At 62.1% G+C, this 19575-nt stretch carries 20 protein-coding genes and 1 tRNA gene; 13 read left to right on the top strand and 8 right to left on the bottom strand.

Going from position 1 to position 19575, the window contains the following annotated elements; all coding sequences use genetic code 11:
• Positions 1-43: 43 nt before the first annotated feature.
• Positions 44-670 carry a DUF924 family protein gene (locus tag I6L37_RS12950; protein WP_254203579.1) on the top strand — a complete coding sequence of 209 codons (627 nt, stop codon included), beginning with the start codon at positions 44-46 and terminating at the stop codon, positions 668-670.
• Positions 671-727: 57 nt separating this feature from the next.
• Here I6L37_RS12950 and I6L37_RS12945 read toward each other — a convergent pair whose 3' ends face one another.
• On the bottom strand, positions 728-1282 hold the full coding sequence (locus I6L37_RS12945; RefSeq protein WP_026458138.1) for a flavodoxin family protein: 555 nt from the start codon (positions 1280-1282) through the stop codon (positions 728-730).
• Positions 1283-1425: 143 nt separating this feature from the next.
• Here I6L37_RS12945 and I6L37_RS12940 point away from each other — a divergent pair, with 143 nt between their 5' ends.
• The gene (locus tag I6L37_RS12940; protein WP_082791845.1) at positions 1426-1881 is read left to right on the top strand and encodes a helix-turn-helix domain-containing protein; all 456 of its coding nucleotides are present in this window, start codon (positions 1426-1428) and stop codon (positions 1879-1881) included.
• Between the two features lie 91 nt (positions 1882-1972).
• Here I6L37_RS12940 and I6L37_RS12935 read toward each other — a convergent pair whose 3' ends face one another.
• The 4 genes from I6L37_RS12935 to I6L37_RS12920 form a co-directional block, all read right to left on the bottom strand.
• Positions 1973-3232, bottom strand: a complete 1260-nt coding sequence (locus tag I6L37_RS12935) for a dicarboxylate/amino acid:cation symporter (RefSeq protein ID WP_026458311.1) — start codon at positions 3230-3232, stop codon at positions 1973-1975.
• Between the two features lie 205 nt (positions 3233-3437).
• Complete coding sequence (locus tag I6L37_RS12930) at positions 3438-3908, bottom strand: hypothetical protein (protein WP_216992043.1); 471 nt, start codon at positions 3906-3908, stop codon at positions 3438-3440.
• A gap of 151 nt (positions 3909-4059) precedes the next feature.
• Positions 4060-4136 (bottom strand) — tRNA-Pro (locus tag I6L37_RS12925).
• 206 nt (positions 4137-4342) lie between these two features.
• The gene (locus I6L37_RS12920; protein ID WP_026457812.1) at positions 4343-5686 is read right to left on the bottom strand and encodes a dihydroorotase; all 1344 of its coding nucleotides are present in this window, start codon (positions 5684-5686) and stop codon (positions 4343-4345) included.
• 79 nt (positions 5687-5765) lie between these two features.
• Between I6L37_RS12920 and I6L37_RS12915 the strand changes: the two genes are divergently transcribed.
• Complete coding sequence (locus I6L37_RS12915) at positions 5766-6641, top strand: 6-carboxytetrahydropterin synthase (protein WP_216992042.1); 876 nt, start codon at positions 5766-5768, stop codon at positions 6639-6641.
• Positions 6642-6708: 67 nt separating this feature from the next.
• On the opposite strand, the gene I6L37_RS12910 is transcribed toward I6L37_RS12915, so the two are convergent.
• Both I6L37_RS12910 and I6L37_RS12905 read right to left on the bottom strand, forming a co-directional pair.
• Positions 6709-7341 (bottom strand): LysE family translocator, encoded by a 633-nt coding sequence (locus I6L37_RS12910; protein WP_216992041.1) that lies wholly within the window; start codon positions 7339-7341, stop codon positions 6709-6711.
• A 148-nt stretch (positions 7342-7489) separates the two neighbouring features.
• Positions 7490-9502 (bottom strand): methyl-accepting chemotaxis protein, encoded by a 2013-nt coding sequence (locus tag I6L37_RS12905; RefSeq protein ID WP_216992040.1) that lies wholly within the window; start codon positions 9500-9502, stop codon positions 7490-7492.
• A gap of 248 nt (positions 9503-9750) precedes the next feature.
• Between I6L37_RS12905 and hinT the strand changes: the two genes are divergently transcribed.
• The 8 genes from hinT (at position 9751) to secD (ending at position 16760) form a co-directional block, all read left to right on the top strand.
• Positions 9751-10101: a purine nucleoside phosphoramidase gene (hinT, locus tag I6L37_RS12900; RefSeq protein ID WP_216992039.1), complete on the top strand. Its 351-nt coding sequence runs from the start codon at positions 9751-9753 to the stop codon at positions 10099-10101.
• On the top strand, positions 10101-11543 hold the full coding sequence (locus I6L37_RS12895; protein ID WP_216994165.1) for a COG3014 family protein: 1443 nt from the start codon (positions 10101-10103) through the stop codon (positions 11541-11543). The genes hinT and I6L37_RS12895 overlap by 1 nt, the downstream gene beginning before the upstream one ends.
• Before the next feature lie 68 nt (positions 11544-11611).
• Positions 11612-12010: a YcfL family protein gene (locus I6L37_RS12890; RefSeq protein WP_042025492.1), complete on the top strand. Its 399-nt coding sequence runs from the start codon at positions 11612-11614 to the stop codon at positions 12008-12010.
• Positions 12010-12606: a penicillin-binding protein activator LpoB gene (gene lpoB / locus I6L37_RS12885; protein WP_026456430.1), complete on the top strand. Its 597-nt coding sequence runs from the start codon at positions 12010-12012 to the stop codon at positions 12604-12606. Before I6L37_RS12890 ends, lpoB begins: the two co-directional genes overlap by 1 nt.
• Before the next feature lie 16 nt (positions 12607-12622).
• Positions 12623-13426 carry a phosphotransferase gene (locus I6L37_RS12880; RefSeq protein WP_254203578.1) on the top strand — a complete coding sequence of 268 codons (804 nt, stop codon included), beginning with the start codon at positions 12623-12625 and terminating at the stop codon, positions 13424-13426.
• 3 nt (positions 13427-13429) lie between these two features.
• Positions 13430-14287, top strand: a complete 858-nt coding sequence (locus I6L37_RS12875) for a DUF6279 family lipoprotein (RefSeq protein WP_216992037.1) — start codon at positions 13430-13432, stop codon at positions 14285-14287.
• A 94-nt stretch (positions 14288-14381) separates the two neighbouring features.
• Entirely contained in the window at positions 14382-14801 is a 420-nt protein-coding gene (locus tag I6L37_RS12870) for a hypothetical protein (RefSeq protein ID WP_201940106.1), read from the top strand.
• 156 nt (positions 14802-14957) lie between these two features.
• Positions 14958-16760 carry a protein translocase subunit SecD gene (secD, locus tag I6L37_RS12865; protein ID WP_216992036.1) on the top strand — a complete coding sequence of 601 codons (1803 nt, stop codon included), beginning with the start codon at positions 14958-14960 and terminating at the stop codon, positions 16758-16760.
• Here the strand turns inward: secD and I6L37_RS12860 are convergent.
• The gene (locus tag I6L37_RS12860; protein ID WP_216992035.1) at positions 16750-16902 is read right to left on the bottom strand and encodes a hypothetical protein; all 153 of its coding nucleotides are present in this window, start codon (positions 16900-16902) and stop codon (positions 16750-16752) included. The genes secD and I6L37_RS12860 overlap by 11 nt on opposite strands.
• Between I6L37_RS12860 and secF the strand changes: the two genes are divergently transcribed.
• Both secF and glgC read left to right on the top strand, forming a co-directional pair.
• The gene (secF, locus tag I6L37_RS12855; RefSeq protein ID WP_216992034.1) at positions 16880-17794 is read left to right on the top strand and encodes a protein translocase subunit SecF; all 915 of its coding nucleotides are present in this window, start codon (positions 16880-16882) and stop codon (positions 17792-17794) included. The two genes, I6L37_RS12860 and secF, sit on opposite strands and share 23 nt — an antisense overlap.
• 222 nt (positions 17795-18016) lie before the next feature.
• Positions 18017-19336, top strand: coding sequence for a glucose-1-phosphate adenylyltransferase (gene glgC / locus I6L37_RS12850; RefSeq protein ID WP_216992033.1), 1320 nt, complete (start codon positions 18017-18019; stop codon positions 19334-19336).
• Positions 19337-19575: the final 239 nt, after the last annotated feature.

Here is a 19575-nt window from a genome sequence, read left to right as displayed (position 1 = left end):
AGCGACGCCGTCGGCAGCAAGCACGTCGCCCCTTTTGAGCCTTATCCCCCTGATACAAGGAGTTTATAGGCAACCCTGGCAGCCCCTGCTCGATCTCTGGTTTGGCGATGATGCCGACGATGCGGCCCGGGCCAAACGGCAAGCCCCGCTCTGGTGGGGCAAAGACACGGCGACGGATACCATGCTGGCAGCCCGTTTTGGCGAGCTGGCCGACGCTGCGGCCAACGAGCGGCTCGGCGACTGGGCCGAAGTTCCCGCCGGACGGTTGGCGCTGATCCTGCTGCTCGACCAGTTGCCGCGCAATATCCATCGCGGCACTCCGGCCGCCTTCGCCCAGGACGCCAAGGCCCGCGAGCTCTGTTTGCAGGGGTTGGCACAGGGGGCGGATCGGGCCCTCTCGCCGCTGGCACGAGTCTTTTTCTATCTGCCGCTCGAGCATGCGGAATCCCGCGAGTTGCAGGCCCGCAGCGTGGCACTGTTCGATGCCCTGGCAACGGAGCAGGCGGCAGGGCCCGCCCTCACCACCTTCGCCGGCTTTGCCGACTTTGCCCGCCGCCATCAGCTGATCATCGAGCGCTTCGGCCGCTTCCCTCACCGCAATGCCATCCTGGGTCGCCCCGATAGCGAAGACGAAGCCGCCTTCCTGCAACAACCCGGCTCAGGTTTCTAACCCTCACTTCATAAAAAAACGCCAGGGGCTCCCCTGGCGTTGTCATGTTCCGATGCGCTAGCCGCGCAGGCGTGCCGCCACCGACGCCACCCGGGCGCCGTAGAGCCGGGCGCTCTCCAGATCCCCGCGAGGTATAGCGTCGGCTCCGGCGTCCGACGGGCCCTGAGCCAGCAACCCCACCGAACCTCCCAAGCTGTTGAGATCGGCACGGGTGGCCGCCTGGGTGTTGGAGGGCAACTGCCCCAGACTGACCCAGATACCGCCATGCTGGGAGGCCAGGGTCTGCAGGTAGATGAGGGTCACCTGCTTGTCACCGTTGAGGCTGGCGCTGACGGTAAAGCCACCAAATACCTTGTCCTGCCAGGCGCGGGTAAACCAGGCCTTGGAACTGGCGTCGGCGAACTTCTTGAACTGCCAGGGCACGCCGCCCATGTAGGTTGGGGCGCCGAAGATGATGGCATCGGCAGCGTCCAGCGCGGCGAACGCTTCAGCAGAGATCTCCCCCTGCTCATCGATGACGACTGACTCGGCGCCGGCGCCCAGCGCCACCTCTTCGGCCACACGGCGGGTGTGCCCATAACCGGAAAAATAGACCACGACTGTCTTGGCCATCTGCTCTCTCCTTGCGAGTGCGAACTGCATGCTGCAGAAAAAGGCGGCCCCGGGATGGAGCCGTCATCAAGGAAGATGGTATCTTTAAGAAACCTGGTCGCCAATGAGTGGCGCCAAGGTGCCCTGGTTACCCGGAGGAAACCATGTCCGATTACAACGTCTACTCCCGCCACTGCCCAGCCCGCCTCTTCTTCGACCGGCTGGCCGAGCGCTGGGTACTGCTCATCATCGGCCTGCTGCGCCAGCAACCGACCCTGCGCTTCAACGAGATCAAGCGGGAGGTAGATGGCATCTCCCAGAAGGTGCTGTCGCAAAAGCTCAAGCTGCTCGAGCGAGACGGCCTGGTGGCGCGGGAGGTTTACCCCTCGATGCCGGTGCGAGTCGAGTACCGCCTCACCGAGCTCGGTCGCTCTTACGCCGACACCATAGAGCAGGTCTCCCAGTGGGCCCAGCAGCATGTCGAAACCCTGCTGGCGGCCCAGCTGCGTTTCGACGAAACCCAGGCAGCCGAAGAGCAGGAGCGCGCCCGGCCGCCCCTGCGCTTCCTCTCCCCGCTCAACAAACCCGCCAATCCCGGGAATAACAAGAACGGCGACTGACGGTCGGCCAGGCGCCAATAAAAAATCCCCGTCATGACGGGGATTTTTTATTGGGCCAGGGGCCAACGCCAGCGATCTGCCTGGAGCAGACTCACACCTTGACGGGTTCGCTTTCCCCTTGCACCACTGTCTCGCCCAGACTGTCCTCGGTCTTGGCTACCACGCTCGCGGCGATGGCGTTGCCCAACACGTTGGTGGCAGAGCGCCCCATGTCGAGGAAGTGGTCGATCCCCAGCAGCAGCAAGACGCCGGCTTCGGGAATATGGAACTGGTTCAGGGTGGCGGCAATCACCACCAGGGAGGCGCGCGGCACCCCGGCCATCCCCTTGGAGGTGACCATCAGCAGCAGCAGCATGGTGATCTGCTGGGCCATGGAGAGCTCAATGCCATAGGCCTGGGCGATGAACATCACCGCGAAGGTGCAGTACATCATGGAGCCATCCAGGTTGAAGGAGTAACCCATGGGCAGCACGAAGCTGGCGATGCGCTTGTCACATCCGAATTTTTCCAGCCGATCCAGAGTCTTGGGATAGGCCGCCTCGGAGCTCGCGGTGGAAAATGCCAGCAGGATGGGTTCGCGGATCATGGCCAGCAGCTTGAGCACCCGCTCGCGCAGGAACAGGCTGCCCATGGCGACCAGCAGCAACCAGAGACAGCCCAGGGCAAGATAGAACTGGGCCATGAAGCTGCCGTAGGTCAGCAGGATGCCGAGCCCCTCCTTGGCCACCATGGCGGAGATGGCACCAAACACCGCGAATGGCGCGAAGTTCATCACATAGCCGGTGACCTTCAGCATGATCTCCGCCGCGCTGGCCATCAGCACGACCACCGGCTTAGCCAGATCCCCGAGGGCGGCAGCGGCCAGCCCGAAGAAGAGGGAGAACACCACGATCTGCAGGATCTCGTTGGTGGCCATGGCCTCCACCACGCTCTTGGGAATGGCGTGGGTGACAAAGTCTTTCAGGGTGATGGCGCCCACCGCAATGCCGGAGCTGGCGGTGTCATCGGGCAGGGAGAGGGAGAGGCCGACGCCCGGTTGCAGCAGAGTCACCATCACCAGCCCCAGGCTCAGGGACATCAGGGAGGCCAGCATGAACCAGCCCAGGGTCTTGGCCCCGATGCGGCCCACGGTGCGGGTATCGCCCATCTTGGCGATGCCGACCACCAGGGTGCTGAAGACCAGGGGGGCGATGATCATCTTGATCAGTCGCAGGAAGATATCGGTAAGAATCGTGATGTTGCTGGCGAAATCCACCGCCTGATCGGCGGCAAACAGACGATAACCCTGACCGGTGAGGATGCCAAACATCATCGAAATGAGGATGGCGACCGTCAGCTTATTCATTTTCATGGGGGTTTCTCGATAGAGAGTGATACAAGCCTTCATCAGTGGCAGTGGGTGCCACTAAAGTCCGTTTTTGTGATCCGACCCGTTGACTCCGGATAGTCGGTATGCTGGGAGCATGCCTAAAAGCGAGGGGTAAATCCAGAGCCTGGCTCCGGAATTTTATGCTACAGGCAGATGTATATCATCTACACCTTGCAGAATGATTATATTAATCACCGTTTATTTCTATGTTTGCGAGATATTCAGCCGAGAGACTGTTTTTGTCCGTCGCCTCATTGTCGAGGGTAAACACCAGCAGGGCCGAGGTGGTGTGCTGGACATGCATCTCATCGAGAAAGGGATCCGGCTCATCCTCGTCGAAGCCGAAGACGGGGCGCGAGGGGGTCACCCGGATGGCGTCCCGGCTGATCGTCAGCTCATCCACCCGCAACCGCCGATAGCCTTCGGCCAGCGCCATCTCCCCTGCCCGCTTGAGCACGTACTTGCGAGCCGTCTCCCTGTCCACCAGATCGTTGCCGACAAACTCCAGCTGCCAGGTGGTGGGGCCAAGCCGGGTCTGGGAGAAACCGGTCTGCCCGTTCCAGAAGGATTTTTCACTGTGATAGGAGGTGGTGCAGCCACCGAGCAGCAGCGTCGCCAGCAACAGCCACCGGACAGGGGCGAGGATGGATGCAGACAAGAGAGGCCTCCGGCGCAAGGCTGATGGAAAGACGCCGTTACTAGAGCACAGGCCGACGAGCGAGACAATCGCCGAGTGCGAGGCCAGCAAGGGGAATACCGGAAAAAGAAAAAGGCCTTGTCACAAGACAAGGCCTTTATTCGGGGAATGATGGTCGGCGTGAGAGGATTTGAACCTCCGACCCCTGACACCCCATGACAGTGCGCTACCTGGCTGCGCTACACGCCGACGAAGTCAGTCTGAGCTGACGGGGGCTGAGTTTATGGAGATGCTCCCCCCCTGTCAACAAAGAAACCGCCACAACGATGCGTTCGCCTGCTTTGCGAGCAATCTGCGCTCAAAGTGCCGCCATCAGTCCATTATCTGCCCGCTTGCAGGGCTCAAAGGCCAATAGATCCTGCCATTGCCCTGCCCGCGTCCCCTCATCAACCGGCTCAGCGGTTGAAGGTCAACCGCTTGCCCAGCACCTGATCACTGACCTGGCCGTTTTGCCAAGCTATTTGGCCATTCACCAAGGTCATCTCCACCGTGCTGTGGAAGCGGTAGCCGTTGAACGGCGACCAGCCGCAGTGGTAGAGGATGTTGTCATCGTTGACCACGTAGGGCTTGCCCAGATCCAGCAGCACCAGATCGGCGAAGTAACCCTCGCGGATATAGCCGCGATCCTGCACCTGGAAGCGCTCGGCCACCGCGTGGGAGGTCTTCTTGACGATGGTTTCCAGGGTGAAGACGCCGTTGTGGTAGAGCTCCAGCAACGCCAGCAGGGAGTGCTGCACCAGGGGAATGCCGGACGGCGCCTTGAAGTAGCTGTTCTGCTTCTCTTCCCAGGTATGGGGAGCATGGTCGGTGGCGATGATGTCCAGCACGTCGTTGCGCACCGCATCGAGCAGAGCCCGCTGATCCGCGGCGCTCTTCACCGCCGGGTTGCACTTGATCTGGCTGCCCAGGGTCTCGTAATCGGCGTCATTGAAGAAGAGGTGGTGCACGCACACCTCGGCGGTGATGTTCTTGTCTTTCAGCTCGCTCAGGTCGTGGCTGGCGGTAAAGAGCGACAGCTCCTTGGCGGTGGTGAGGTGCAGCACGTGCAGCTTGGCGCCATATTTTTTCGCCAGCGCCACCGCCATGCTGGAGGACTTGTAGCACGCCTCGTCGCTGCGAATGCGACCATGCTCGCCCATCGGCACGTTCTCGCCCCACTTGGCCCGCGCAGCCTCTTCGGCCTGGGCGATGGTCGGGGTGTCTTCGCAGTGGGTGACGATCATCACCGGACTCTCACGGAAAATCGCCGCCAGGGTCTCCTGGTTGTCCACCAGCATGTTGCCGGTGGAGGAGCCCATGAACACCTTGACCCCGCAGGACTGCTTGGGATCGAGGCGCTTGATTTCGCTCAGGTTGTCATTGGTGGCGCCGAGGTAGAAGCTGTAGTTGGCAACGGAGGCGTTGGCGGCTATCTGGTATTTAGCTTCGAGGGCTTCGAGGGTGGTGGTCTGGGGATTGACGTTGGGCATTTCCATGAAACTGGTGGTGCCACCGGCGACGGCAGCCCGGGATTCGCTGGCGATGGTCCCCTTGTGGGTCAGCCCCGGCTCCCGGAAGTGGACCTGATCATCGATCATTCCCGGGATGAGGTGACGGCCCGCGGCATCGATGACCAGCGCGTCGGGAGCCTCGATCTGCGGGGCGATGCGGGCAATCCTTTCCCCCTCGATCAACACGTCGGAGGCATAGATGCGGCCTTCGTTGACCAGGGTGGCATTCTTGATAAGCAGTTTGTTCATGGGGGGTTCCAGTTCCTTTGCCGATAATCGCGGGTCATAATATCGCAAACTGCCCTTTCGCTATAGCAAGGCCTGACTGATGAAGTTATTTGTAAGAGATTTGACCGTGATCGACTCCAGCTACCTGTGCGAACGCCGCGGCATGGTAGGGGAAAGCTGGCTGGTGGATATCGAGATGAGTGGCGAGCTCAACGAAATGAGCATGCTGCTGGACTTTGGCCGGGTGAAAAAGCTCATCAAGTCGATCATCGACGAAGAGGTGGATCACAAGCTGCTGGTGCCGACCGAATGCGCCCTGATCCATGTCGAACATCTGGAGGGGGACGAGAGCACCGTCGACCTGCTGCGCCAGGGGCGCTCCATCCACCTGCGCTGCCCGACCCAGGGCTTTGCCTTCATCCCGGCGCCCCAGGTGGACAAGGAGTCCATCACCCGCTACCTGCTGGCAGTACTGGCCAAGCGGCTGCCCGGCAACATCAAGGATCTCTCCCTGACCCTGCGCCAGGAGCAGATCGAGGGGGCCTTCTACCACTACAGCCATGGCCTGAAGAAACACGACGGTAACTGTCAGCGCATCGCCCACGGCCACCGCTCCCCCATCGAGATCCACGTGGATGGCGAGCGGGATGAAGAGCTCGAGCAGAACTGGGCCGAGCGCTGGGCCGATATTTACCTTGGCACCGAAGAGGACAGAGTCGCCCTCACCGAGCTGGCCCTGAGCGCTCGCGCCAACGTGCTGCTGGGGGATCACCACGCCGGTTTCAAGTATGTGGCGCCCCAGGGGCTGTTCCAGCTGGCCATCCCGTCCGCCGAAGTGGAGATGATCGACACCGACACCACGGTCGAGCTGCTGGCCCACTACATCGCCCGGGAAGTGAAAAAAGCGGTGGGTGACAAGTTCGTGAAGATTGTCGCCTATGAAGGGGTTGGCAAGGGCGCCATCGCCTACGCCTGATCCCGGCGCTACTCAACCTGATCAATAAGGCTCCCTGCGGGGAGCCTTGCTGTTTCTGCCCGTCAGCCTAGCTACGCCCCTGAGCCAGCAGGCGAACCGCCAGCAGCCCCAGTACTGTGGCCATCAAATAGCGCTGCACCGCCAGCCAGAGGCGATGGCGGGCAAACCAGCCGCTAAGACGGGCGGCGGACAAGGCCACCGAGAGGTTGACGGCCGCGCTGATAAGAATTTGCACTGTGCCAAGCTGCAGGCTCTGGCCAAGTACCGTGCCCGCATCCGGCGAGATGAACTGGGGCAACACCGACAGATAGAAGATCGCGACCTTGGGGTTGAGCACGCTGGTCAGCAGTCCCATCAGAAACAGTCGCCCCGGGGAGTGCGCCACCAGCGGCGCCGGTTCGAACGGGGAACGGGAGCCAGGCTTGACCCCCTGCCAGGCGATCCAGAGCAGATAGAGGGCACCGGCCACCTTGAGCAGCTCGTAACCCATGGGGATCGCCATGAAGAGCGCCGTGAGGCCGATGGCGGCGCACAGCATGTGCACGGTAAACCCCAGCACCACGCCGCCCCAGGACATGATGGCCGCCACGCGCCCCTGACAGAGGGAGCGTGACAGCAGGTAGAGCATGTTGGGGCCGGGCGTCAGGGCCATCAGGAGGGAGGCACCGGCAAACAGCAGCAATTGGCTTAGGGAGATCATGGTTACGTCCTGACGTTCAAGTGGCTCTAAAGGCGGCAGATCCGACTATGCTGGCGCGCGGTGACCCGGCTTTCCGTGACCGGGATCGGCCTTTGGCACTGCCGGATAAAAAAGGGGGCCCGCAGGCCCCCATGTAAAACATCCAGGTTCAGGCGCTGAGCCGGAAGCGCTTGACCAGCTCCTCCTGCTGCTCGGCCAGCGCATCGAGCTGCTGGCTGGTCTCGGCAACCCGCTCTATGCCCTGATAGTTGAGATCCGAGATATCCGAGATGCGGTTGAGGTTGGTGGCGATATCGGCGCTGGTGGCCTGCTGCTGCTCGGCGGCTGAGGCTATTTGGCTCGACATGTCGCTGATCAGCACCACGATGCCCTGCACCTCCTCCATCGCGTTGTTGGCGTGGGAACTCTGATCCATGCAGCTGTCCATCTCGCGGGAGCACTCCTGCATCACGGCCACCGCCTTGGCGACCCCCTGCTGCAGGTTCTCGATCATGGTCTGGATCTCGCTGGTGGACTGGGCGGTGCGCCCGGCCAGGCTGCGCACCTCGTCGGCTACCACCGCAAAACCGCGCCCCTGCTCGCCGGCCCGTGCCGCCTCGATAGCGGCGTTGAGGGCCAGCAGGTTGGTCTGCTCGGCAATGCCGCGAATGACGTCGAGGATGTTGCCAATCTGGCCGCTCATGGCGTTCACATCGCCGATCACCTTGCCGGTCTGCTGCAACTTGCCCGCCAGCTGATGGGTGGTGGTGATGTTGCCGGCCATCACCTTGCGACCGGTTTCGGAGGCTTTCTCCACGTCCATCACCCGCTCCAGGGTCTGGTTGGCAGCCTGGGCCACCTCCCGCACCGAGGCCTCCATCTGGGTCATGGCGGCGGCGACCGAGGCGGTCTCCTGGCGCTGTTTCTCCAGATCCGCCCGCACTGACTCTGTGGTGTGACGGTTGCCGTGGGCGGCGTCATTGAGCTGGGCCGAGGCTTGGGAGAGCTGGGTCAGCACCTCCCCCATCTGCTCGATCAGCAGGTTGACCTGCTTGCCGAGCTGGCCGAATTCGTTGTTGCTGCGAAAGCCGATGCGCTGGGTCATGTCGCCCCCGGTCACCTCGTTGAGCACCCGCAGCAACTCCTTGAGGGGGCGGCGAATGGCCTTGCCCAGGGTGTAGGCCACCAGGATGGCGATCAGGATGGCGACCCCTATGCTGGCCCCCTGGGTGAGGGAGCTCTGACGCTGCACCTGCTCGGAGGCCAGGATGCTGCGGTTCATCAGTTGCTGGCTCTGGGCGGTGATCTGCTCCAGCTTGCCCTGGATCTCGACGATGAGGGCGCTGGCCTGCCTGCTCTGGCTGCGCATCCGCTCCTGCTCGCGCATCAGGGTCAGGTACTGGGCGAGCACCCCATCGCTGCCGGTGGTGTCGCGCACGAAACCGTGGACATAGTGGCCCATGTCATTGTCGAAATTCGCCAACTCATTTTGCAGATCCTTGATGGTGCTGTTGAACCCCTCGATCTGCATCTTGTTGCGCTTGAGCGCCCCCTCGATGGGGGCCGGGATGCTCTGGTTGAGGGCATCCATGGTGGAGAGCTCGATGGCGGAGAGCTTGGTGGTCAGGGTCTCGGAGAGCATCTTGATAAAGCTGTCATCGATGCTGACCATCATGTCCCCCAGGTTCTTCTTGAACTGGGGCAGGCTGACCTGAAATTGCCCCTTGGCCAGATTGACCTTGTGCAGCCGCGCCAGCAGTGCCTCATGCTCGGCAGGCAGGGTGTCGGTCAGTTTCAGATAGTCGCCGGCCAGCTGCTCCAGCGCGGCCATCTGTTCCTGCAACTCGGGATGGCTGGCCGCCTGCTGCTTGAGAGTGGCCAGGGTCTTGTCGACCTGGGCCTTGGCCTGCTGCAACTCGGCCACTTCGGCCGGGATCAGCTTGCTGTCCTGCTCGGTCAGCACGTCGGTGAGCCACTTGTTGGCACTGAGCAAACTGATCTGGGTCTGGGAGCTGGCGATCACCAGCGGCATCGACTGCTGGGTCACCTGATCCAGGGCATCCCCAAGGGCCCCCTGGCTGCGAAAAGTAAGCAGTGAGCTGGCCACCATAACGGCCACCAGAATGGCGAATCCAAGATAGACTCGCTGCAAGATGGAGAGATCTGACATGGTTTGTTTCATTATTGTCCCGCTGTATATGCAAAAGTCCCTTGCCTGAGTACCCCGTCCCTTTGATACCCTGCAGCCACCCGCCCGGGTAGTGCCATGACGTCCCTCTGGCTATCGGTATTTTTAACAATAACTGAAGGGAATGGGACATCAGCTGTGTCAAATGTCGGCTTGTGTCACACTTGGCGTGCGACGCTGCCCCATCCAGGGGTCAATCAGGGCTCAATTTCAATTTTCTTTTTCATATAAGGGAGTTAGCAATGGCGCAAGAAACCATTTTCAGCAAAATCATTCGCAAAGAGATCCCCGCTGACATCCTCTATCAGGACGAACTGGTGACCGCGTTTCGCGACATCCAGCCCAAGGCCAAGACCCATATCCTGATCATCCCCAACGTGCTGATCCCCACCGTCAACGATGTGGAAGCCGAGCACGAGCTGGCACTTGGCCGGATGTTCACCGTGGCCCGCAAACTGGCCAGCGAGGCCGGGATTGCCGAGGATGGCTACCGCCTCATCATGAACTGCAACCGCTACGGTGGGCAGGAGGTCTATCACATCCACATGCACCTGGTCGGTGGCCAGCCGCTGGGACCCCTGCTCAGCCTGTGATACCTCGCCTTCAACTGGCTGGCCTGTTGCTGGCCAGCTACCTGCTGGGAGGCTGTGCCTCACACTGGCAGGACATGTTCGTCTCCTACTCCGATCAGATGGTACCGCTGCGCAACCAGCTGCTGCTGGGGCACGCCGCCGAGGCCCTGCCCGAGGTGCGCGACTCCACGGTGGGAGACGACACCTATGTGCTGGACAAGCTCGAGCAGGGGCGCATCGCCTGGCTGGCCGGCCAGGATGCCAAGAGCAAGCAGGCCTTTGCCGCCGCCGACAGCCAGCTCGTCTGGGAAGACAACCAGGCCGAGTACCGGCTGAGCCACGGTCTGGCTCAGGTAGGCAGCCTGCTCACCAACGATCAGTCGATGGCCTATCGCGCCCCCGATTACGAGCGCACCATGCTGCACCACTATCTGGCGCTCGGTTACCTGCAACGGGGGGATGCCGAGGGGGCTCTGGTGGAGGTGCGCCGCGCCAATCAGGTACAGGAGCGCGCCCTCAAACGGCGGGCTGACGAGGTTCGCAAGGCAAAGCAAAAGAGCGAAGAGGCCGAGGCTGATACCGCAACTGAAGGGGAGATGCGCCAGCTGGTATCGCGGGCACCGGATCTCGACCGACTCATCGGCCGGGTGAAAAACGGCTTTCAGAACGCCTACACCTTCTATTTCTCCGGCGTGCTCTACGAGGCGGCCGGGGATCTCAACGACGCCTGGGTCGACTATCAGCGCGGTTACCAGATAGCGCCTGACAACCGCAGCCTGCAGGATGCCCTGCTGCGCCTCGCCCGCCTGCGGGGGGCCGCGGACGAGATCCGCGAGACCGAGAATAGGATCGGTCGCAAAGCCCCGCCGTTAACCCCCTCCATTGCCAAAAAACAGGGTCAGCTGGTGGTGCTGTTTGAAGATGGGCTGATCCCGGCGCGGCGCGAGCTGTTCCTGCCGCTGCCCATCGCCACCTCCGGCGGTGATTTTCGCACCTTCACCGTGGCGGTACCCTATTACGACAACCGGACGAGCGACACCGGGCCGCTGACCGTTACCCTCGGCAAGCGGGTCGAGCAGACCAGCGAGCTGGTGCGGCTCGAAGCGCTGGCGGCCAAGGATCTGCAGGAGCGATTGCCTGGCATGCTGACCCGCCAGGCCCTGCGTCTGGTAACCAAGGAGCAGCTGCGGCGCACCGCCGCCAAGGAGGGGGGCGATGTGGGCAACCTGCTGGTGGGGATCTTCAACACCCTCTCGGAGCGGGCCGATACCCGCAGCTGGCTCACTCTGCCCGCCCAGGCCTCCAGCTGGCAGGGCATGTTGCCCGCAGGTGAAATACAGCTTGTCCTGGGGGCCGGCAGCGCCACGCGCCAGCTGCCCCTCACCATTCACGGCGGACGCACCACCCTGGTATGGGTGCAGCGCCTCGGCGCGGGACTGACCACCCGGGTGATGCCCCTGTGAGCAGGTTTGGCCGACAAATCATGAACAACCACCGGCGCGGCCCCCGGCCTGCCGGCAAGGAGAGCAAGATGAAAAGATGCACACTGGCCCTGGGGCTCGCGCTGCTGCTGACGGGCTGTGCCACCAATACCTCCGGCATTGCGCTCTATGGTGCGGCGGGCGCTGCAGCTGTGGCGGAGCAGCATCAAAACGTCAACGTCACCCTGACCGAGCTGAGCCGGCGCGAGCAAAACGGCCTGCTGCAGGTCAATGTGGCGGCCACCAGCACCCAGCGCAGCGACAACCGTCTGCAATACCTCTTCTACTGGTATGACGAGGCGGGTCAGGAGGTGGCCAGCGATGGCCGCGGCTGGACCCCACTCAAGCTGCACGGCTATCAGAGCCGCACCCTGTCCGCCCTGGCGCCGAGTCCGGCCGCCCGAGGCTACCGACTCTATGTACGCGAAGTGATTGAGGAATCCTACTGATGAAAATGAATCATGCCCTGCTGATATTGACCGGCGCCCTGCTCCTGGGCGGCTGCTCCAGCACCACCGTCAGCTATGGCGATCCGACCGAAACCGAGACGGTCACCGTCGATTACGGCTCCACCGATCTGCAGGCCATCGCCGACAAGATGGCGGATTCCCTGCTGGCCTCGCCCGCCACCAGCGAGATCACCGCGGGGGGACGCCCGGTGATGTACATGGATTCCATCCGCAACAAGACCTCCGAGCATATCGATACCGAGGCCATCACCGACACCATCCGCACCAAGCTGCTGCGCGCCGGCAAGTTCCGCTTCGTCGACATGAGCAAGGTGGCTGCCATCAAGCAGCAGCTCGAATATCAGCAGAGCAGCGGCATGGTGGATCCCGCCACCATGGTGCGCATCGGCCAGCAGACCGGCGCCCGCTACATGGTCTATGGCAATCTCGCCAGCATCGTCAAGGACAACGGCAAGGTGAAGGACGTCTACTACCAGATGACCATGAACCTGCTGGATCTGCAAAGCGGCGAGCTGCTGTGGGCCGATCAGAAGGAGATCCGCAAACAGGCGAAGAAGTCCACCTTTGGCTGGTGATCCGCACCTGGCAGCCCTGCGGCGGCGCCTGCCCGCCCCCTGGGCCGAGGCAGAGCTGACGCCGCTCGGGGCGGGCCTGACCAACTGCAACTACCGACTGCGCCTCCCCTCGGGGCGCAGTTACTTTCTGCGCCAGGGGCACCCGGACCCGGTGCGTCTTGGCATCGACCGGGCCACCGAGTGGCAGCTCTATCGGGGGGCCATGGCCGAGGGGATCGCCCTGCCCTGCCATCACAGCGATCCCGCCACCGGCCTGATGCTGCTCGACTGGTGTGACGAGCCGAACTGGGCCGACGCCCCGCCGCCGCAGGCCGAGCAGCCGAGGCGCCTGGCCGATACCCTGCGCACCCTGCACCGCCTTCCCCTGCCCTCCGTGGTGATGGCGGTACGGGCCCATGCGGCCGGCTATCGCGCCAGACTGGCGCGGATCCCGTCCTGGCTGCCGGCGTTGGAGCGCGCCCTGCTCGCCAGCCGCGAGCCGGATGATTGCTGGCTGCCTTGCCACCATGATCTCAATCCGGCTAACTTGTTGGGAGCAAGGCCCTGGGTCATCGACTGGGAGTATGGGGCGGCGGGCCATCCGGGCTTCGAGGTCGCCAGCATCCAGCGCACCCACGGCTGGCAGCCACAGGAGCGGGAGGCGCTGGAGGAGCACTATCTGCGCACCCTGCCCCGGGAACGACGGTTTTCCTTTCACGGCGAAGCGTTCCTGCCCTGGGTCGATTACATCGCCCTCCTGTGGGCTCTGCTGATGGCCGAACAGCAAGACCATCCCGATTATCACGGGCTGATTGATCTCAATCGGCAACGACTGGAGTAACCGATGACAAACAAGGTACGCTGGTACCAACCGAAAACCTGGGGTCTGTTGCTGCTGACGCTGATGCTGGTGGGCTGCTCCACCCGGATCATCTACTACTGGCTCGACACCGCCATCATCTGGCAACTGGATGACTATTTCGCCCTCTCCTCCTCGCAAAAGAGCCTGCTCAGCCGCGAGGTGAAGGGGTTGATGGCCTGGCACCGGCAACACGAGCTGCCCCGCTATGCTCAGGATCTCGATGTGCTGGCAAAAGCGGTGGCCAGCCCCATGACCCCGGCACAAATCGAGACCAATCTCGATGCGGTGCAGGGGAGCCTGACCCGCACCCTGGAGAACACCATCCCCCGGGCGGTGCGGCTTGCGCGCACCCTGACCGACGAGCAGGTGACCCGCTTCATGCAGGACAGGGTCAAGCGCCAGCAGGAGCGGCAACAGGAATTTGCCGATCAGCCGAAGGAGCAGATGCTGGCGGAGTTTCGCGACAAGATGAACAAGCGGCTCGCGTTCTGGATTGGCGAGGTCAAACCGGCCCAGGCACCGCTGGTGGCCCAGTGGGCCGAGTGGCAATACGAGCTGATGCCCCCCTGGATCGAGTTTCAGACCTCCTGGACCCTGGAGCTGGAGCGGTTGATGAAGCAGCGCCAGAGCCCGGATTTTACCCGGGAGCTGACCGATCTGCTGGCTCAGGGGGATGGCCTGATGGATGGCCGCTTCACCGGCTACACCGAGCAGTCGCGCCAACGCACCATCAAGTGGCTGAGCGCAATGAGCCAGTCGCTGGACATCTCGCAACGGGCCCACCTCTACAGCCTGCTCAAGGGGTATGCCCGCGATTTTTCGCAGATGACCGGCAGTTGATTCACTCCCAAGCCGGCACGGCAGGACTGTGCCGGCTTGTCCGACCCCGCCTCCTGTGATAGCTTGCCCCTCTCGTTTCTCTGGAATTGATCGTTTGCGTCCCATCGACAAAGTCAAACTGGTGCTGATGACCCTGGTCATCTCCTTCACCCTGCTTTGTTCCATCGTCCAGGTGGAAGGGCCACGGCTGCCCGCGGCGACGCAAACCCATACCCTCTCCCAGGCAAGCGACAGCGACGACGGCATCATCAAGTTTGTCGCGTCCCATCAGAATCATCTGCTGCGCCTCGAGCAATCCCAGCGCAATGACACTCAACCCAGAACCCTTGTCTATGAACTGGTGCACAGCTGGTCTGCCGAGGCCATCCTGCTGTTGCTGCTCGGCTGGCTGACGCCTGTCATCCTGCTCTATCACAGACAGAGTTTTCGGGACTTTTTCGGTGCCATTCACCGGCACCGCTTGCAGCGTCAGCACCTGCAATACCGCTTCAGCCAGAGCTATCTGACCGCCTGACCCCGAGGGGTTGGCACATCTCTTTTTCGCGCTTCTCCTCCCCTTTAACGGGTTGCACCCAGGTGTCATCCCGCCCTGTTCGCATCTCTATTTTTTAGCGCCTTGCCTGCCCCAAGGGCCGGCCCGCGCGCCTTCTCCTGACAGAGGCGATTTGCCATGAGAAAACATCACAGCGCCATTCTCAACCGCATGAGCAGATGGCAGTACGCACTGCTGCTGCTGATGCTGTTCACCTTTACCTTTTACTCCCTGCCCACCTTCTTCGGTGAGCAGCCCTCCCTCGGCCTGCACGGACAAGCGGCCTTGACCGTCAGTCAACATCAGCTGCTGGCTGAAAACCGGATTGCGCCGGTCAAGACGGTGCAGCAGCAAGACAAGGTCGAGCTGGTGTTTGCCACCCAGCAAGAACAGCAAAGAGCCAAGCAGTTGCTGGAGCAGCAGGGGGTCGACAGCGCCGCCCTGACCCTGGAGTTTCACTCCAACGCCCCAGGCTGGATCAGCCGGCTCGGCGCCTCCCCCATCAAACTCGGGCTGGACTTGCGCGGTGGCTCCCAGCTGCTGATCGGGGTCGACGTCAATTTCGTCATCGACGCCCAGACCAACAATCTGGTGGACTCCCTGCGCAGCCGCTTTCGTGATGCTCATCTGCGCGGCGCCAACGTGATGCGGAGCGAGCAGGGCACCGTGATCGTGACCCTGCCGGAGGCGGCCGAGCAGGCCCCCTGGCTCACCATCGTCAAGGAGAGTGCCGGTACCCTGCAGGGGCAGTGGCAGCTCACCCGCAGCGGCAACGAGCTGCGCCTGGTGTTGAGCGAGGCCGAGCGTACCCTGCTGGTCAACAACGCCGTGACCCAGAACCTGTCGATCCTGAAAAAACGGATCAACGAGCTCGGCATCGTCGAGGCCTCGGTCCAGCGTCAGGGGCAGGAGGGCATCCGCATCGAGCTGCCCGGGGTGCACAATCCCAAGCAGGCCAAAGAGGTGATCGGGGCCACCGCCTCCCTGGCCTTCTACGAGACCAAGGCAGACAGCCACTTCTATATGTCCGATCGCCACGGGCAGGCCATCCCCATGGCACGCAAGCCGGTGCTGACCGGCGAGCATATCGTCGACGCCCGCGCCAGCATGGGCGAGATGGGTCAGCCCCAGGTCAATATCGTGCTCGACACCCTGGGGGGCAGCAAGATGAACCAGTTCAGCCGCCAGCACGTGGGCAAGGCGATGGCCACCGTCTTCACCGAGTACAAGACCAATGCCCAGGGGCACCTGAGAGCCCACAGCGAGGTGATCAACGTCGCCACCATCCAGACGGCCCTTGGCAACCAGTTCCGCATCACAGGCCTTGCCAGCATGCCCGAGGCACAAGAGCTGGCCATGCTGCTGCGGGCCGGTGCCCTCACCGCGCCGCTCAAGATCCTGGAAGAGCGCAGCATAGGCCCGACCCTCGGCATGCAGAACATCGAGGCGGGCTTCACCGCCCTGGCTTTTGGCATGGCGGGCATGATGCTGTTCATGATGGCCTGGTATCGCAAGTTCGGCTGGGTGGCCATCACGGCGCTGATCGGCAACCTGTTGATGCAGGTCGGCATGCTGGCGGTACTGCCGGGCGCCGTGCTGACCCTGCCGGGGATCGCCGGCCTGGTGCTGACCGTGGGCATGGCGGTGGATACCCATGTGCTCATCTTCGAGCGGATCAGGGATAGGCTGCGTGAAGGTGGCAGCCTCGCCAATGCCATCGATTTCGGCTATCGCTCGGCCTTTCGCACCATCTTCGATGCCAACATCACCACCCTGATCTGCGCCGTGGTGCTCTACTCCATCGGCTCCGGACCGCTGCAGGGCTTCTCCATCACCCTCATTCTGGGGCTCGTCTCCAGCATGATCACTGGGATCTGGGGTACCCGCGCCATCATCAATCCCCTGTGGGGACGCAGCCGCGAGCGCACCCTCAGGGTGTGATGGGCCAGCGCCCTCTCAGGTAGCTTCGCAACCAGCCGGCACCAAGGCCGGCCACCCTTTTTATCTCGCGCAGGTCCGCCTGCGCGAGCAAGGCCACTTCGGTGGCCAGGAGAAACAACATGTTGAGAATGATTGTTGCCATGGGCCTGACCCGTTGGCGCTACATCGGTCTGTGGGCTTCCATCCTGCTGACCCTGGCCAGCATCGCCATCCTGCTGGTGAACGGCCTCACCCTCGGGCTCGATTTTACCGGCGGGATCTTGCTGGAGTTTCACATCCAGACCCTGAAAGAGGCCCATGAGCTCAACGCCATGCTGACCTCCCCGCTGGCCGGCGCGCTGGAGCTCTGCTCAGCGGGCGTGCCGGGGGAGTGGCTCATCAAGCTGCCCCCCCACGAGCTGCCCTGGGCCGCCCCCGAGCTCGCCGCCCTGCTGGGGGAACAACTCGGCATGCCGGTCGAGCTCTTGCGCACCACCATCGTTGGCCCGCAGGTGGGGGCCGAGCTATTCCAGCAAGGGATGCTGGCGGTGCTGGTAGCCTCGGTGGCCATGTCGGCCTATCTGGCGTTTCGCTTCGAGTGGCGTCAAGCCATCGGCATCCTGCTCTCGGTGGTGCACGATGCCATCGTCGCGCTTGGGCTGCTGGCGCTATGCAACATCGAGTTTGATCTCAATGTGATCGCGGGCTTGATGGCGGTGATCGGTTATTCGCTGAACGACAGCATCGTCATCTCGGATCGGCTGCGGGATCTGCTGAGCTCCCGCACCAGGATGAACATTCATGAGTGTTCCGATGTCGCCATCAAGGCCACCTTCAGCCGCACCATGATCACCTCGGGCACCACCCTCTTCACCGTGGGCGCCCTGCTGCTGTTCGGGGGGGATGCCCTCTACGGCTTCTCCTTCATCCTGTTTGTCGGCATCCTGGTGGGAACCATCTCCTCCATCACAGTCGCATCGACGGTGCAGGAGCTGCTGGGACTGACACCCCAGGCGTATCAGAAACAGGCGGAGCCTCTGCCTCAGGAGGCATAACCCTGGCGCCCCTGCCACCGCTGGCAGGGGCCATCCTTCTTTCCCCCTTCCCTTTGCCATTCCGTCTGACTCTCGAAAGTCTGATTTCCCCCTCGGTACATCACATTACTGACAACAAAGTCACTTAATAATCGTCACGACGAATGTTCTGTGATTGAAAGCACTTTCATTGGGCCTCAAAAGAGGCATTATCAGGATAAGTTAGCCACAAAGGGATAGAAGATGTTGTTACAACCTGCCAATACTGCAAGATCCAGACAGTTGCTGAACGAGACCATGGCGTTGGTGCTCGCAGGAGGGCGGGGCAGTCGCCTCAAGCAGTTGACCGATAACCGGGCAAAACCGGCAGTCCATTTTGGCGGCAAATTCCGCATCATCGATTTCGTGTTGTCCAACTGCATCAACTCCGGCATTCGTCGGGTTGGCGTGGTGACCCAGTACAAGTCCCACAGCCTGTTGCGCCACCTGCAATCCGGCTGGTCCTTTTTACGCTACCAGATGAATGAATTCATCGATCTGCTGCCCGCCCAGCAACGGGTGGACGAGGTGCACTGGTATCGCGGCACCGCGGATGCGGTCTACCAGAATCTGGACATCATCCGTGATCACGCCCCCAAATATGTGGTGGTGCTGGCCGGGGATCACATCTACAAGATGGATTACGCCGCCATGCTGCTCGATCACGTCAATCAGGGCGCCAAGGTCACGGTGGCCTGCATAGAGGTGCCTCGCAGCGAAGCCAGCGCCTTCGGGGTGATGGCCATCGATGAGGATCGCAAGATCAACGCCTTCGTGGAAAAACCCCTCAACCCGCCAGCCATGCCGGGCAAGCCCGACACGGCGCTGGCGTCCATGGGGATCTATATCTTCGACGCCGACTATCTCTACCAGCTGCTGGAAGAGGACATCGCCAACGAACACTCCCACCACGACTTCGGCATGGACGTGATCCCGCGGGTCGTTGAGGAGGGCACCGCCTATGCCCACCCGTTTGGCATGTCCTGCGTCGGCTGCTGCTCGCAAAAGCGCCCCTACTGGCGCGACGTGGGCACCCTGGATTCCTTCTGGGAAGCCAACATGGATCTCGCCTCCGTCACTCCCGAGCTGGATATCTACGATCAGGAGTGGCCCATCTGGACCAGCCAGAACATGACGCCCCCCGCCAAGTTCGTGCAGGACAGAAACGGCCAGCACGGCATGGCCATCAACTCCATGTTTGCCGGCGGCACCATCGTCAGCGGCTCCTTTATCGTGAGTTCGGTGCTGTTCACCAATGTGCGGGTCGACTCCTTCTGCACCCTGGATCAGGCGGTGATCTTCCCGGGTGTCGAGATTGGCTCGGGTTGCCGTCTGCGCCGGGTGGTAGTCGACAAGGGGTGCAAGCTGCCGCAAGGCATGGTGATCGGTGAGAATGCCGATGAAGATGCCCGTCGCTTCTATCGCTCGCCGCAAGGAATTGTGCTGGTGACCAAGGAGATGCTGGACGCACTGGCCCGCAGCCAGCGGGTCGCTGGCGCCGCCAAGGTGACCGTGACGGTATAAGCAGGGCTTAACAGATCTGGTTTGTGACGGGGGGCCTTCGCCCCCCGTTTCTCTGCCTGACAATCAGGCCGGAGCACCAATTGTAATTATAAGTTTACAAAATCATATTCCACCTACCTTTAATCTTTCTTTTTCATGCCATTTAACGCTATCTGATTTTTACTTAGATACTTTTGTAGCGTAAAAGCGCGCTTTTCACTTGCTTGTTTGCCATTCCTTGCTATGGTGGGCAGCAATCC

Origin of the sequence: Aeromonas sp. FDAARGOS 1407, assembly GCF_019048725.1 — a bacterium.
Classification (GTDB): domain Bacteria; phylum Pseudomonadota; class Gammaproteobacteria; order Enterobacterales; family Aeromonadaceae; genus Aeromonas; species Aeromonas enteropelogenes.
The sequence above is the reverse complement of the archived record's forward strand: the minus strand, read 5'-3'. Positions and strand labels throughout refer to the sequence as shown.